Genomic DNA, 14284 nt, shown 5'->3' with positions numbered 1-14284 from the left:
GTGCCGCCGTTTTTCCCCAATTGCGTTGGTTAGCATGAGGCGAAAACAAGGAAAGGTTGTGGCGAAAACAACTGTCTCGATGTGAAAATGCCGCCCGTGGGCGGCATTCCGGTGTCAGACGATCGTCGCCTCGTCCGGCTGGGATTCGAAGGTGCCGTGGCAATGCTTGTACTTACGGCCAGAGCCGCAAGGGCAAAGCTCGTTGCGGCCAACACGGCCCCAAGTGGCGGGGTTGTCCGGATCGCGGTTTTCAGGCGGCACGACAACGTCTGTCGGAGGCTGAAGGCGGGCGAATTCGTCTTCTCCCGTCGTCGCGTCGATGTGATGGGCTTCCATCAGCATCGGTTCCGGTTCGCGTGGCTGCTGCACAAGCTCGACGCGCGACAGCTGTGCAGTGACGGCCTGGCGCAGGTTGTTGAGCAGCGACTGGAAAAGCTCGAACGATTCCGACTTGTATTCCTGCAGCGGGTCTCGCTGGGCATAGCCACGGAAACCGACGACCGAGCGCAGGTGGTCGAGATTGACGATGTGCTCGCGCCAGAGGCCATCCAGCGTCTGCAGGATGATCGAGCGTTCTACATAGTGCATGATCTCGGGGCCGAAACGCTCCGCCTTTTCTGCAGCAGCCTTGTCGGCGATCTCGGTCAGGCGTTCGCGGATGTCGTCCTCGCCGATGCCTTCTTCCTTGGCCCACTCCTCGACGGGCAGGTCCAGATCGAGCAGGTTGGCGATCTCGACCTTGAGGCCGGCCATGTCCCACTGCTCGGCATAGGCGCGCTCGGGGATGTGCTTGGCAACCAGTTCCTCGATGGCCTCGTGGCGCATGTCGGCGATGGTCTCGGAGATATTCGTCGCTTCCATCAGTTCGACGCGCTGTTCGAAGATCACCTTGCGCTGATCGTTGAGCACGTCGTCATACTTCAGGAGGTTCTTGCGGATGTCGAAGTTGCGGGCTTCGACTTTTTTCTGGGCGCGTTCCAGGGCCTTGTTGATCCAGGGGTGGACAATTGCCTCGCCCTCTTTCAGGCCGAGCTTCTGCAGCATGCCGTCCATTCGGTCGGAGCCGAAGATGCGCATCAGATCGTCCTGGAGCGATAGGTAGAACTTCGAGCGGCCGGGGTCGCCCTGGCGTCCGGAACGGCCGCGCAGCTGGTTGTCGATGCGGCGGCTTTCGTGGCGCTCGGTGGCGATGACATAGAGGCCACCGGCGTCGATGGCCTGCTGCTTCAGCACCTTGATCTCGGCTGCAATCGCCTGGATGGCGGCGTCCTTTTCAGGGCCTGGCTCCATCTCGCCGAGCTCGCGCTCGACGCGCATGTCGAGGTTGCCGCCGAGCTGGATGTCGGTGCCGCGTCCGGCCATGTTGGTGGCGATGGTGACGCCACCGGGAACGCCGGCCTGGGCGACGATATAGGCTTCCTGCTCGTGGTAGCGGGCGTTCAGGATATGGAACTTGGTGAAGCCCTGGCTGCGCATCCGTTCGGCAAGCAGTTCCGACTTCTCGATCGAGGTGGTGCCGACCAGCACCGGTTGGCCGCGATTGTGCGCCTCGATGATATCGGCGGTGATGGCGTTGAATTTTTCCTCGAACGTCCGGTAGACCTCGTCGTCCTGGTCGATGCGCTTGATCGGCAGGTTGGTCGGCACTTCGATGACTTCAAGATTGTAGATGTTGCCGAACTCCTCGGCTTCCGTCTGCGCCGTCCCGGTCATGCCGGCGAGCTTGTCGTACATGCGGAAATAGTTCTGGAAGGTGATCTGCGCCAGCGTCTGGTTTTCCGGCTGGATCTTGACCCGCTCCTTGGCTTCAAGCGCCTGGTGCTGACCGTCCGAATAACGACGGCCCGGCATCATGCGGCCGGTGAATTCGTCGATGATCACGACTTCGTCGTTGCGGACGATGTAGTCCTTGTCACGGCTGAACAGCTTGTAGGCTTTCAGCGCGTTGTTGATGTGGTGGACGATCGCCACGTTCTCGATGTCGTAAAGCGCATTGCCCTTCAGTAGGCCGGCATCGCGCAGGAGATTTTCGAGCTTCTCTGTGCCGACTTCGGAGAAATTGGCCGAGCGCTGCTTCTCGTCGATTTCGTAGTCTTCTTCGGAAAGCTGCGGAATGAAGGCGTCGATGGTGGTGTAGAGGTCCGAGCGGTCGTCGAGCGGCCCGGAGATGATCAGCGGGGTGCGGGCTTCATCGACCAGGATCGAGTCGACCTCGTCGACGATGGCGTAATAATGATCGCGCTGGACCATCTGGGCGCGCTCGTATTTCATGTTGTCGCGCAGATAGTCGAAACCGAGCTCATTGTTGGTGGCGTAGGTGATGTCGCAGGCGTAGGCCTCCTTGCGCTCCTCGTCCGACATGCCGTGAACAATCACGCCGGTGGTGAGGCCGAGAAAGCTGTAGAGCCGCGCCATGGTCGCGCTATCGCGCTGGGCGAGGTAGTCGTTGACGGTGACGACATGCACGCCCTTGCCGAGCAGCGCATTCAGATAGACAGGCAGCGTGCCGACGAGCGTCTTGCCTTCGCCCGTCTTCATCTCGGCGATGGCGTTGGAATGCAGGATCATGCCGCCGATCAACTGCACGTCGAAGGGGCGCATGCCGAGCACGCGGCGCGATGCCTCGCGGGCGACGGCGAATGCCGGGACCAGAAGGTCGTCCAGCTTCTTCCCGTCGGCGATCTGCTGGCGGAACTCTACCGTCTTACCGGCAAGCTCTTCGTCGGACAGCTTGCGCATATCCTCTTCGAGCGCGTTGATTGCCGCAACATTCGGCGTGAATACGCGCACGCGCCGCTCGTTGGACGAGCCAAACAACTTTCGGGCAATTCCACCAAAGCTGACCATATGACTGGCCCTTTCTGAATTTACATCCCGCCGTTTCTGCAATCGCCGTCCCGAAAAAATCGGCCGATTGACCCGAAACGGCCGGAAACTGTTCTGGACGCAAGGTTGTGTGACAGATAAGAGGGGGGTCGATTGATGTCAACGGGATTGGCCGATACACAAAGGCCACATTCTGATGGTGAAGGCTACTTTCAGGCCGGATTCGCGCATGCTGAAGCCGGTGGGAACTTCAAAAGGGTAATTTCATGTCGCGATACCATAAACTTGCTGCAGCTGTCGCCTTTGCGGCGATCGTTGCTTTCCAGGCCCCGGCCTTTGCTGCAGACGCCGTCGTTGCCAAGGTAGGCGACCTCGAGATCCACCAGTCCGAGCTTGATCTCGCCATCTCCAACCTCGACCCGCAGCTGGCCCAGCTGCCAGACGACCAGAAGAAGGTTGCTGCACTTTCGGCCGCCATCGACGTCAAGCTTCTGGCCAAGGATGCGCTTGCCGAAAAGCTGCAGGACACCCCTGATTTCAAGACCCGCATGGCCTATCTCCAGGACCGCGAACTGCACAATGCCTACTTCAAGAAGCACGTCGTCGACGTCGTGACGGACGCCGAAGTCAAGGCACGCTACGACAAGGAAGTCGCAGCCCTCCCGAAACAGGAAGAAGTGCACGCCCGCCACATCCTGGTGAAGACCGAGGATGAAGCCAAGGAAGTCATCAAGGAACTTGATGCCGGCAAGGATTTCGCTGAAGTGGCGAAGGAAAAGTCGACGGATCCAAACAAGTCCGACGGTGGCGATCTCGGCTATTTCCAGCGCGGCCGCATGGTCAAGGAATTCGACGACGCAGCCTTCTCGATGCCGGTCGGCACCTATTCGAAGACACCTGTGAAGACCGATTTCGGCTATCACGTCATCAAGGTCGAAGACAAGCGCGATGCGCCTCCTCCGCCGTTCGACCAGGTCAAGGACCAGGTCAAGCAGCTCGTCATGCGTGACAAGTATCTTGAACTGCTGAAGACTGCCAAGGCAGCTTCCAAGGTCGAGATCTCCGATCCGGCTCTGGCCAAGGCCTATGCCGATGCGGACAAGCAGCAGCAGCAGCCGGATGCGGCACCTGCCACTCCCGACGCAGCTGACGCGCCGGCCGCAGACGCGCCGAAGCCGTAAGGCAGCAACAGTACGATCGGGGCTCGGTTCATCCGGGCCCTGATTTTTGATGAAGAGCGAAGCCGTGATATCCTTCGTTCAAAGGGTGATTGTGACGGGAATTCTCCTTCCCTCATCCTCGCCCTCGTGGCGGGGGATCCGGTGCGTTCACGTCCGCGAACGCGAACGCAGAAGACTCCTTTTACCGCGCAGACGCGCGGTGGCTGGATTCCTGTGACAGGCACAGGAATGAGGGGTACTTCGGACGGGAAGCGGCGCAGCGTGTGAGCCATCCGGCACCCTAAAACAGGGTCTTCCATTCTAAAAAGGTGCACCATGTCCGGTTCCGTATCCCCGCTTGCCCCGACAACCTTTGCCACGCTGCCGCCGGTGCGCGGGCTTCGCATGGCGACTGCTTCCGCCGGCATCAAGTACAAGAACCGCACCGACGTGCTGATGATGGTGTTCGATGCACCGGCCGCTGTTGCCGGCGTCTTCACCAAGTCCAAGTGCCCGTCTGCTCCCGTCGATTTCTGCCGCAACAATCTCCCGCACGGCACAGCCCGTGCGGTTGTGGTCAATTCCGGCAACGCCAATGCCTTTACCGGCGTCAAGGGCCGCCAGGCGACGGAGTTGACCGCGAAGTCCGCCGCATCCGCCGTCGGCTGCAGCGAGAACGAGGTCTACCTGGCCTCGACCGGCGTCATCGGCGAACCGCTCGACGCCACGAAATTTGCCGGCGTGCTCGACCAGATGCAGTCAGATGCCACGGGCGATTTCTGGTTCGAAGCCGCCAAGGCAATCATGACCACCGACACCTATCCGAAGGTCGCCACCCGGAGCGCCGAGATCGACGGCGTCTCCGTGACGATCAACGGCATTGCCAAGGGCGCCGGGATGATCGCCCCCGACATGGCGACAATGCTGTCCTTCGTTGTCACCGACGCCGATATCGCGCCGGTGGCGCTGCAGGCACTGCTGTCAGATGGCGTCGGCCCGACCTTCAATTCGATGACCGTCGACAGCGATACGTCAACCTCCGATACGCTGATGCTGTTTGCGACCGGCGCCACTGCGGCCGACGGCCAGAAGCGGGTCGAGACCGCCAGCGATCCGCGGCTCGCCTCTTTCCGCACGGCACTGAATGCGCTGCTCAAGGACCTCGCGCTGCAAGTCGTGCGGGACGGCGAGGGTGCAACCAAGATGCTCGAGATCACCGTCACAGGTGCCGAGAGCGATGCCGCTGCAAAGACCATTGCGCTGTCCATCGCCAACTCGCCGCTGGTCAAGACCGCTGCGGCCGGCGAGGACGCCAACTGGGGTCGTATCGTCATGGCCGTCGGCAAGGCCGGCGAAATGGCCGATCGCGACAAGCTCGCCATCTGGTTCGGCGATGTCCGGGTTGCCGTTAACGGCGAGCGCGATGCCGGCTATTCGGAAGATGCGGCGACGGCAGTCATGAAGCGTCAGGACATTCCGGTCAAAGTCGAGCTTGGTCTTGGCGAAGGCCAGGCCACGGTCTGGACCTGCGACCTCACAAAGGAATATGTTGCCATCAACGGCGACTACCGGAGCTGATAGCGTCTGATGCCCTTGCAATTCCTGTCCAATCCCCTGCCGCTGGTGCGCAGGCTCGAAGCCGTTGGCTTTCGGGCCTGGCCGGCGTCGTCTATCCACTACGACGGCAGCTGGCAGGTGCGGCTGACGGCCGGGCATCCCTCGAAGCGGCTGAACTCGATCGTGCCGCTCGACCCCTCCGACCATCGCGACGTCGAGATCCGTCTGGAAAAGGCGCAGCGCAAGTTCGAGGCCTATGGTCGTCCCCTGGTGGTGCGTGAAACGCCGCTGGCGCCGCCGGTGTTGATGACGCTGCTGCGCGAGACCAACTGGCAGGCCTTCGAAGAGACGATCGTGATGACCTGCGATCTTTCGGATGTCGTCCTCCCCGACACGCTCGACCATCTGCCGAGCCACGATGTCGGCCGCTATGTCGATGCCAGCCTTTCGGTCGACGGTTCCGATTCCGCGCTGAAGCCGGCGCTGGCCGAAGTCGTCAGTTCCATCAAACCGCCATCGGGCCTCTTCGTCATCGAAGATCCGGAGCTTGGGCCGGTGGCGACGACGCTTTGTGTGCAGGACAACGATCTCGCCGGCCTGATGTCGGTATCGGTAGCCCCGGAATTTCGCCGCAAGGGCTTCGGTATCGAGATCGTTGCCTCGGCGCTCCGCTGGGCCCGGACCCGCAGCGCAAAAACCGCCTGGCTGCAGGTCGCCGCCAGCAACGATCCCGCGCTGGCACTCTATGCCGGCATCGGATTTCGCGAGGCCTACCGTTACCGCTACTGGAGGCCGGGCTCGTGAGCGTGGCGGCCGGGCGCAAGATCCTGCTGGTCGCCGCCTGCGCGCTCATCGATGCCGATGGCCGAATTCTCCTCGCGCAGCGTCCCGAGGGCAAGAGCCTTGCCGGGCTGTGGGAATTTCCAGGTGGCAAGGTCGAGCCGGGCGAGACGCCGGAAGAGTGTCTCATTCGTGAACTCGAGGAAGAGATCGGCGTCACCACGCGCATCGCCTGCCTCGCGCCGTTAACCTTTGCCAGCCACACCTACGACAGTTTTCACCTGCTGATGCCGCTCTACGTCTGCCGCCGCTATGAAGGCACGCCCGAGGGCCGCGAGGGCCAGGGACTGAAATGGGTTCGACCCCAGGCACTTCGCGATTATCCGATGCCACCCGCAGACGAACCGCTGATCCCGTTTCTGCAAGACCTGCTGTGACACGCCATTAATTTAGTGAATACTTCTTCACTTAAGATTTTATGATCATTTTGCCTGTGGATATTAAGAGATCGTTTAAGACCTTCTGGCAAAGATCGACCTCAATCAAGCGATGGGCATGGTCATAACGAGGCTTGACACAATGGATGACGATTTCTGGAAGGCCGTTCGCGAAAAAGAACAGGCAACTTCAAAGTCTCGCAAGACCGGCGCACTGAATATCGCCCTGCTTTTCGGCACGGCAGCGGTAGCGCTGTCGCTGATCCTGACGCCGATGCTGGCGGACAAGTCGAAATCGAGCGTGCTTGCGAGCGCGCCTGAATTCGATAACATCACCACGGGCTCCATTCCGAAGACGGAAAATGGCAAGCGCTTTACGATCCGCCGCAGCGTGCTGCAGAACGAGCCCGGTTCGGTCTGTGTCGTGCAGGGGTATGGCAGCGATAGCAACTGCTGAACAGCTTGCAGCCGATCTGTGCCGGGGGCATCGGGTTCGCTGATTTCGATTTAGATCAGAGGATACTTTCGATGCATGTGGTGCGGAAACTTATTGACGACAAGATCGGCGCGACGGCGATCGAATACGGCCTGATTGCCGGCCTTATCGCCGTTGCCCTGATCGTCAGCCTCGGGCTTCTCGGCAGCAACATTTCCAACATGTTCAACTTCTTTGCCAACAAGGTCAGCGCGCCCTGATCACGGCTTCAGGGCCTTCTCCTCGACCTTCAGTGCGTCGGCCAGCCGCGTCTTGGCAGAGCCCGGACGCAATGGCTTCTGCTGGCTTTCATGCGGCTTCCAGCCCGATGCATAGATGATCGAGAATGTCGCCCGGATCCGTCCGTCGGCATCGGCGAAGCGCTCGGCATACAATTCCGCAGCACGAAGGAAGAAGCCGCGGCCGACCGGCCGGCGGCTGCGGTCGACGAGCGGATTGGCCATGCCCATGGCGCGCAGGTCCTCCATCAGCGGGAACAGCGAGGCGTAGCGCACCGTATAGCTTTCGGCATCGACGACCGGCAGTGCGAAGCCCGCCCGCTGCAGCAGCCCGCCGACATCGCGCACGTCGGGGAAGGGGATGACGCGCGGACTGGCGCCGCCAAACATCTCTATCTCGGTTGCCAGCATTACCTCGCGCAGTTCCTGCAGCGTGCCGTTGCCGGGTATGGCTGCCAGGAACAGCCCGTCCGGCTGCAATGCGCGATGCACCTGGATGAAAACGCCCGGCGTGTCGTTGGTGAGGTGCAGCCCCAGCGGCGAGAGCACGAGATTGACGGAGGCCGGAGCCAGCGGCAGCTGTTCGAGCGGCGCGACGACGATGGTCTCACCGGCGAGGGCCGGCCGTTCGTCGGTCTCGATGCGCGTCATATGGCCGATCTTGCCGGACGCCATCGCCAGCCGTGCCGCGATGCCGGTCGCGCCGTGCAGCTCCACCGCCTCCTCAAAACGGCGTTCCACCAGCGACAATCGCTCGGCCAGTTCGTTGGCGGCGATGTCGAGCAGGAAGGCGGCCTTGGCGTCGCCCCTCGCCAGCGCGCGGCGGCGGTTGGCGGCGATAACGTCCTGGTCGAATACGATTTCCATGCGCTTTTCCTGCACTCTGTGTCTGGTTGCGGCACCAGAGCCTGCCGCACTTTCCTTTCGCAATGGCGCGAGGAACGGGCTATTGTCAATCATATGGGGCATATGGGGACGAGCCGACCGGAAATCACCGCTGCGCTCATCGGACGCGGGCTGCTGCGGCCGTGGTTTATGCTGGCCGATCTGCTCTATCCGCCCGGCTGTGCTGCCTGTGGCGCTTCGACCGGTAGCCACCGCAGCCTTTGCCCGCGCTGCTGGTCGACGATCCGTTTCGTCGAGCGACCCTATTGCGAGGTGATGGGCAGCCCGTTTACCCACGATCTCGGCGCCGGCATCCTCAGCGCCGAGGCGATTGCCGATCCGCCGCCGTTCGACCGGCTGCGCTCGGCGGCGATCCATGACGGCGTGGTGCGCGATCTCGTCCACGGCCTCAAATATCGCGACCGTATCGACCTTGCGCGGATGATGGCCGAATGGATGCTGCGCGCCAGCGACGGTGCGGTTGCCGGTTGCTATGCGCTGATCCCGGTGCCGCTGCACCGCACCCGGCTGTTTTCGCGCAAGTTCAACCAGGCAGCCGAGCTCGCCAGGCATCTGGCTGTACTTTCCGGCAAGCCGCTGCTGCCGGCGACGCTTGTCCGGATCAAGCGCACCAGCCAGCAGGTGGGCCTTGGTGCCCGGGCCCGGCAGGACAATGTCCGTGGCGCCTTTGCGCTCGCACGCCACCGCGACAACGACGTTTTCGGCCGGCGCATCGTGCTCATAGACGACGTCTACACGACGGGAGCGACCGTCGCGGCAGCGACGCGGGTGCTGAAAAAGGCGGGCGCTGCGGATGTCACCGTCTTGACCTTTGCGCGGGCGCTCGCCATGCCTATATGACAGGAAAGCTGTTCAAACCCGGAGTGACCATGGCATCCGTCGTTATCTATACGCGTGAGTTCTGCGGCTATTGCGCCAAGGCAAAATCGCTGCTTGGGGCCAAGGGCGTCGCCTATGTCGAGCACAATGCCACCTATTCCCCCGAGATGCGCGAGGAGATGATCGCCAAATCGAACGGCGGCACGACATTTCCGCAGATCTTCATCGACGGCCTGCATGTCGGAGGGTGCGACGACCTGCATGCGCTCGACAGGGCGGGCAAGCTCGATCCGCTTCTTACCGCCTGAGGAAAAATCATGAGCTTCAAGGCCGCCGCTATCCAGATGTGCTCGGGCACCGACCCGGAGAAGAACGTCGCCGATATGGTGCGCCTGGTGCGGGATGCCGCGTCGAGGGGTGCGGTCTATGTCCAGACGCCTGAAATGACCGGCGCCATCCAGCGCGACCGGCCCGGTCTGAGGGCGATCCTGCGCAACGAGGCCGATGATCTCGTCGTTGCTGCAGCGTCGCGGACAGCGGCCGAACTCGGCATCCACCTGCACATCGGCTCGACCGCCATCTCGCTCGACGATGGAAAGATCGCCAATCGCGGTTTCCTGTTTGGCCCGGATGGCGACCTCGTGACGCGTTACGACAAGATCCACATGTTCGACGTCGATCTCGACAATGGCGAAAGCTGGCGCGAGAGTGCCGTCTATCGTCCAGGCTCCGAGGCTCGGTTGGTGTCGCTGCCGTTTGCGAAACTCGGCTTCTCGATTTGCTACGATGTCCGCTTTCCCGAGCTTTTCCGCAGCCAGGCCGTTGCCGGCGCCGAAGTGATGAGCATTCCGGCAGCCTTTACCCGCCAGACCGGCGAGGCGCACTGGGAAATCCTCCTGAGGGCACGGGCCATCGAGAACGGCATGTTCGTTATCGCCGCAGCCCAGGCCGGCGTTCACCAGGACGGCCGCGAGACATATGGCCACTCGATGATCGTCGATCCCTGGGGCAAGGTGCTCGCCTCTGCCGGCGGCAGCGGCGAGGCCGTGCTGGTGGCTGATATCGACGTTGCCGCAGTCAAGGCTGCCCGCGAAAAGATCCCCAATCTGAAAAACGGCCGTGCGTTTACGCTGGAGACGATCGAGGCCGCAAGGGCCGGGGGCGTCGCGGCGTGATCCGCTATTCGCTCAGCTGCGACCACGGCCATGAGTTCGAGGGCTGGTTTTCGCAAAGCGCCGATTTCGAGCGACAGGTCGAAAGTGGGTTGCTGAGCTGCCCGACCTGCGGATCCTCGGCCATCGGCAAGATGCTGATGGCGCCGTCCGTTTCGACGACGCGGACGCGGGAGGCACTGACGACGCTGGCGATGGACAAGGCCCGCAAGCAGGCAATCGCCACGCTCAAGGATGCCGTTGCCGCCATCAAGGCGAATTCGCAAGATGTTGGGTCCAATTTTCCGGAAGAGGCCCGCAAGATCCACTACGGAGAAGCCGACGTCCGTGGCATCATCGGCCAGGCAACGCCTGCCGAGGCGCGCTCGCTGATCGAGGAAGGTATCGAGATCGCCCCGCTTCCGACATTGCCTGACGACGCCAACTGACGCTGTCCTTTGCGCCGATCCATCGACTTGTCAGATAACTTTGCGCCTCCAGCGCAGGCACAATGCGCCTAGGATGGCGCGCCGCGGCTCAGGCCGGCCGTTTTGCCACCATCATGTAATTGACGTCCATGTCCTTCGAGAGTTTCCACTGGTTCTGCAGCGGCGAGAAGAACACGCCGGTGCGGGCGGTGAAGATCAGGCCATTGGCAATCAACGGCTTTTCCACTTCTTCCGGTCGGACCAGCTTTTCATACTGATGGGTGCCGCGCGGCAGCCAGCGCAGAACGTTTTCGGCGGCAAAGATGGCAAGAGCAGCGGCCTTCATCGTGCGGTTGATGGTGGCGACGAACATCATGCCGCCGGGCCGCACCATCTTCGCGCAGGTCGACAGAAAGAACTCGACGTCGGAGACGTGCTCGACGACCTCCATGTTGAGGATGATGTCGAAAGTCTCGCCGGCTTCAGCCAGCTGTTCGGCAGTCACCGGGCGATAGTCGACCTCGAGGCCCGACTGGCGTGCATGGGTGGAGGCGATGCCGATGTTCTTTTCGGAGGGATCGGCGCCGACCACTTCGGCGCCCATGCGGGCCATGGGTTCGGAAAGAAGCCCGCCGCCACAGCCGATATCGAGCACGCGCAGGCCTTCCAGCGGGCGGGGGCTGCGTGGGTCGCGGCCAAAATTCTCGGCGGCGCGGTCGCGGATGTAGGCGAGCCTGACGGGATTGAATTTGTGCAGCGGCTTGAACTTGCCGGTCGGGCTCCACCATTCCGCCGCCATTGCCGAAAAGCGGTCGACTTCGCTCTGGTCGATGGTGGTCTTTGCCGTGGTGTTCTGAGCCGCTTCGGTCATCGTCGGGTTCCTTGTCCTGTCTCAGTGAAGTCGGACGATCGGTTCTGGAAGTCAAGGGCGAGAGGTCTTCGTTTGCACGAGGGAGACGATCACGCCGCCCACCCGCGTCATTCGACCGCAGCCGGATCGTCTTTCTGCCCCGGTCTGCAAGCTCGCCCTGTCCCGCCGTCACATCTCCCCGTTCACGCGGCCTGTCCGGTCCGTGTCATGAAAATTCTGATGGCCGGGGCACACCGAGTGCCTGATGATTTTTAGTTAAGTGACACCAGATGTGCCCCGTTCGACAGTTTTTATCCGCAACTCCGGATCCTCTGTTTCCGACCCAGGTCCCGTTTCGGGGAAAAGCTGCCGGAGTTATGCCACACAGGCACGCCGAGCCCAGGGGGGCCCGAAGGGATCCACTTTCTGCGGACCCTCGAAGACGTCGCCTGCGTAGACGGCAACCCCTCCAAGACCCGGTCCCACCTCGCCGGCAACGCAGACCGGTGTATCCGATGGTGGAACGGGGTGATTATAGATCGGGTCGAAAGCACGGGGATGAAATTATGATGCCGGCATTGTTTCCAAACGGAAATCCCAACCGTTTATCCCCATGAGGTGCTGCGAGCAGGGGCGAGGGAGTAAAGCGAGAGGAGAGAGTGCGAGAGATAGAGAGAGTGTGTGTGCGTGTGGGTCAGAAAGATCATAAAACCGGAAAGAGCCACCCCCGACCTCCCTCATTCCTGTGCCCGTCACAGGAATCCAGCCGCCCAAGTCTTTGGGCGATAGATACTTTCGCCACCAACAGAGAGTCCTCCCACGGCGCAGACGCGCCGTGACTGGATTCCTGTGACGAGCACAGGAATGAGGGTTTTGGGGGCGTCCCAGGCGAGGTTTGACTTTAAAGGGCGTGGCAGTAAGTGATCGGTCTTTCAATGTGAAGGTTGCCGCAATCTGCTTGCGTTTGCATATTTTGACTATCCTGCTCGGTTTTCCTCCGGAAGATGGCCATGGCCGAGGTCTCGGTGGGTACTCGGCGAAAGGGGGGATTTTGAGGGGGCCTCTCCGCGAGCCATGCTGCTATGAAGACGTCACAGTCTTGTGGAAAATACCCTGCGCAGGCTTGGCGAAAGGCATCACGCAATGCGCACTATCATGCTGGATGTCGATGGAGTGTTGGTGTGCGGTCGTCCGGGGGATGGCGCGCAGTGGTGGACTGACCTCGGCGCCGACCTCGGGATTTCGCGTGATATGCTGCGAAGCGCCTTTTTCGCCCCGCGCTGGCAGGATATCGTCAGCGGGCGGAAGCCTCTGGTGCCGGAGCTTGCCGAAGTTCTGGCCGAGATCGCGCCCGATGTCAGCGTCGATGCATTTATCGACTACTGGTTCGTCAACGACTCGCGGATCGACAGCGCGGTGCTCGATGCTGTTTTGGAGATCAGACGTCGCGGCGATCGTGTCTACCTCGCGACAAACCAGGAGCATATGCGCGCGGCATACCTGATGGAAGACATGGGGCTCCGGGAGAAAGTCGATGGCATTTTCTACTCCGCATCGCTGGGGTATCAAAAGCCGAGCACCGAATTCTACTCCCTCGTCACGCAAGCCACTTCTGTCGCTCCGGAAAGCATCGTCCTGATCGACGACACCGTGGAAAATGTGCGTGCCGCGCGTACCGCTGGTTGGAGTGCCGTCCACTGGCAAAAGGGTATGAGCCTTGCTGGCACGCTGGCGGTTTGAGCCAGGCGCCAAGCTGGTGCGCGGGCGCTGCGGCAGGAGAACCGGATGGGTACGAAAAACTATTTGATCGAGGGCGTTTCCGGTACCGGCAAGACTTCGGTTGCCACGGAGTTGGAGCGGCGCGGCTATCACACCGTCCATGGCGACCGTGAATTGGCCTATAAAGGCGATCCGCAGACCGGCGAGCCACTCGATATGACCACGTATGGAGGGCCAGTGGATGTCGCCTTCGGACACCGCCACCATGTCTGGGATGTCGGCAAAGTCAAACATCTGATTGCCGATCTAAGCCACCCCATCACCTTCTTCTGTGGCGGCTCGAGGAATTTCCATCAATTTATCGATCTGTTCGACGGGGTCTTTGTTCTCGATGTCGATAGTGCCACGCTGGAAAGGCGGCTGGCGAGCAGACCCGCGGACGAGTTCGGTGGCAAGCCGGCGGAACGGGGACTGGTCATGCAGTTGCATGCGACGAAGGAAGACATTCCACGGAACGCGACGCCGATAGATGCCACCGCGCCGCTGTCGGCCGTTGTCGACGTCATTCTCGCCCACTGCAGAGCATAGACGGTGGTGATCGGCCTTGCGTTCATGTGGAGGCCTCGCCTGGATTCGAACCAAGCTGTGGGGAATTCACTCCCCTTGCGTCTCCACTCCGCCACGAGGCCATGGAGTGACCTATAGTTGTATTTCGTTAAATCGGGGTAAATTTAGTCGTGCAGCCGCCGGACTATCGGGTGATTGTGGCGGGAGCCCCTGCCGAGGACTTGAACCTGGGTCTTCTGCAAACGAGGCAGCTGCTCTACCGTTGAGCTACGAGGGGCATGCCCCGTGTTGTTGCCTGCCCGGGCGGCAGTTGCAACTGTATAGTTAAATAAGGGTTAACGCGGCCCTCCCCGGCGCAGCGAATCGTTGC

Annotated in this window: 14 protein-coding genes, 2 tRNA genes and 1 pseudogene; 12 read left to right on the top strand and 5 right to left on the bottom strand. The window is 61.5% G+C overall.

Annotation, left to right across the window (positions count from 1 at the left end; all coding sequences use genetic code 11):
• Positions 1-114: 114 nt before the first annotated feature.
• Entirely contained in the window at positions 115-2847 is a 2733-nt protein-coding gene (gene secA / locus PR017_RS13735) for a preprotein translocase subunit SecA (protein WP_111219958.1), read from the bottom strand.
• A 245-nt stretch (positions 2848-3092) separates the two neighbouring features.
• On the opposite strand from secA, the gene PR017_RS13730 reads away from it, so the two are divergent.
• From PR017_RS13730 to PR017_RS13705, 6 genes and pseudogenes are all read left to right on the top strand, one after another.
• The gene (locus tag PR017_RS13730) at positions 3093-4007 is read left to right on the top strand and encodes a peptidylprolyl isomerase (RefSeq protein ID WP_111219960.1); all 915 of its coding nucleotides are present in this window, start codon (positions 3093-3095) and stop codon (positions 4005-4007) included.
• Between the two features lie 315 nt (positions 4008-4322).
• Positions 4323-5564, top strand: coding sequence for a bifunctional glutamate N-acetyltransferase/amino-acid acetyltransferase ArgJ (argJ, locus tag PR017_RS13725; RefSeq protein ID WP_111219962.1), 1242 nt, complete (start codon positions 4323-4325; stop codon positions 5562-5564).
• A pseudogene (locus PR017_RS13720) lies at positions 5533-6347 on the top strand (GNAT family N-acetyltransferase). Before argJ ends, PR017_RS13720 begins: the two are co-directional and overlap by 32 nt.
• 2 nt (positions 6348-6349) lie before the next feature.
• The gene (gene mutT, locus PR017_RS13715; protein ID WP_111220059.1) at positions 6350-6760 is read left to right on the top strand and encodes an 8-oxo-dGTP diphosphatase MutT; all 411 of its coding nucleotides are present in this window, start codon (positions 6350-6352) and stop codon (positions 6758-6760) included.
• A 142-nt stretch (positions 6761-6902) separates the two neighbouring features.
• Positions 6903-7217 (top strand): hypothetical protein, encoded by a 315-nt coding sequence (locus PR017_RS13710; protein WP_111220061.1) that lies wholly within the window; start codon positions 6903-6905, stop codon positions 7215-7217.
• 71 nt (positions 7218-7288) lie between these two features.
• Positions 7289-7456 (top strand): Flp family type IVb pilin, encoded by a 168-nt coding sequence (locus PR017_RS13705; RefSeq protein ID WP_206423166.1) that lies wholly within the window; start codon positions 7289-7291, stop codon positions 7454-7456.
• Here PR017_RS13705 and PR017_RS13700 read toward each other — a convergent pair whose 3' ends face one another.
• Entirely contained in the window at positions 7457-8341 is an 885-nt protein-coding gene (locus PR017_RS13700) for a class I SAM-dependent methyltransferase (protein WP_111219966.1), read from the bottom strand.
• A gap of 102 nt (positions 8342-8443) precedes the next feature.
• Between PR017_RS13700 and PR017_RS13695 the strand changes: the two genes are divergently transcribed.
• The 4 genes from PR017_RS13695 to PR017_RS13680 are packed head-to-tail and all read left to right on the top strand — an operon-like array spanning position 8444 to position 10799.
• Positions 8444-9220 carry a ComF family protein gene (locus tag PR017_RS13695; protein WP_240538973.1) on the top strand — a complete coding sequence of 259 codons (777 nt, stop codon included), beginning with the start codon at positions 8444-8446 and terminating at the stop codon, positions 9218-9220.
• Between the two features lie 29 nt (positions 9221-9249).
• A complete protein-coding gene (grxC, locus tag PR017_RS13690; protein WP_111219970.1) occupies positions 9250-9507 on the top strand; it encodes a glutaredoxin 3 in 258 nt (85 codons plus the stop codon).
• A gap of 9 nt (positions 9508-9516) precedes the next feature.
• Positions 9517-10374, top strand: a complete 858-nt coding sequence (locus PR017_RS13685) for a carbon-nitrogen hydrolase family protein (RefSeq protein WP_111219972.1) — start codon at positions 9517-9519, stop codon at positions 10372-10374.
• Positions 10371-10799, top strand: a complete 429-nt coding sequence (locus PR017_RS13680) for a DUF1178 family protein (RefSeq protein ID WP_111219974.1) — start codon at positions 10371-10373, stop codon at positions 10797-10799. The genes PR017_RS13685 and PR017_RS13680 overlap by 4 nt, the downstream gene beginning before the upstream one ends.
• Positions 10800-10887: 88 nt before the next feature.
• Here PR017_RS13680 and ubiG read toward each other — a convergent pair whose 3' ends face one another.
• Positions 10888-11649, bottom strand: coding sequence for a bifunctional 2-polyprenyl-6-hydroxyphenol methylase/3-demethylubiquinol 3-O-methyltransferase UbiG (ubiG, locus tag PR017_RS13675; protein WP_111219976.1), 762 nt, complete (start codon positions 11647-11649; stop codon positions 10888-10890).
• A 1134-nt stretch (positions 11650-12783) separates the two neighbouring features.
• On the opposite strand from ubiG, the gene PR017_RS13670 reads away from it, so the two are divergent.
• Positions 12784-13368, top strand: a complete 585-nt coding sequence (locus PR017_RS13670; RefSeq protein WP_240538974.1) for an HAD-IA family hydrolase — start codon at positions 12784-12786, stop codon at positions 13366-13368.
• 45 nt (positions 13369-13413) lie between these two features.
• Positions 13414-13935 (top strand): DEAD/DEAH box helicase family protein, encoded by a 522-nt coding sequence (locus tag PR017_RS13665; protein WP_111219980.1) that lies wholly within the window; start codon positions 13414-13416, stop codon positions 13933-13935.
• A 27-nt stretch (positions 13936-13962) separates the two neighbouring features.
• Here PR017_RS13665 and PR017_RS13660 read toward each other — a convergent pair.
• A tRNA-OTHER gene (locus PR017_RS13660) sits at positions 13963-14036 on the bottom strand.
• 83 nt (positions 14037-14119) lie between these two features.
• A tRNA-Thr gene (locus tag PR017_RS13655) sits at positions 14120-14192 on the bottom strand.
• Between the last annotated feature and the right edge of the window lie 92 nt (positions 14193-14284).

Origin of the sequence: Rhizobium tumorigenes (genome assembly GCF_003240565.2) — a bacterium.
GTDB lineage: Bacteria > Pseudomonadota > Alphaproteobacteria > Rhizobiales > Rhizobiaceae > Rhizobium > Rhizobium tumorigenes.
The sequence above is the reverse complement of the archived record's forward strand: the minus strand, read 5'-3'. Positions and strand labels throughout refer to the sequence as shown.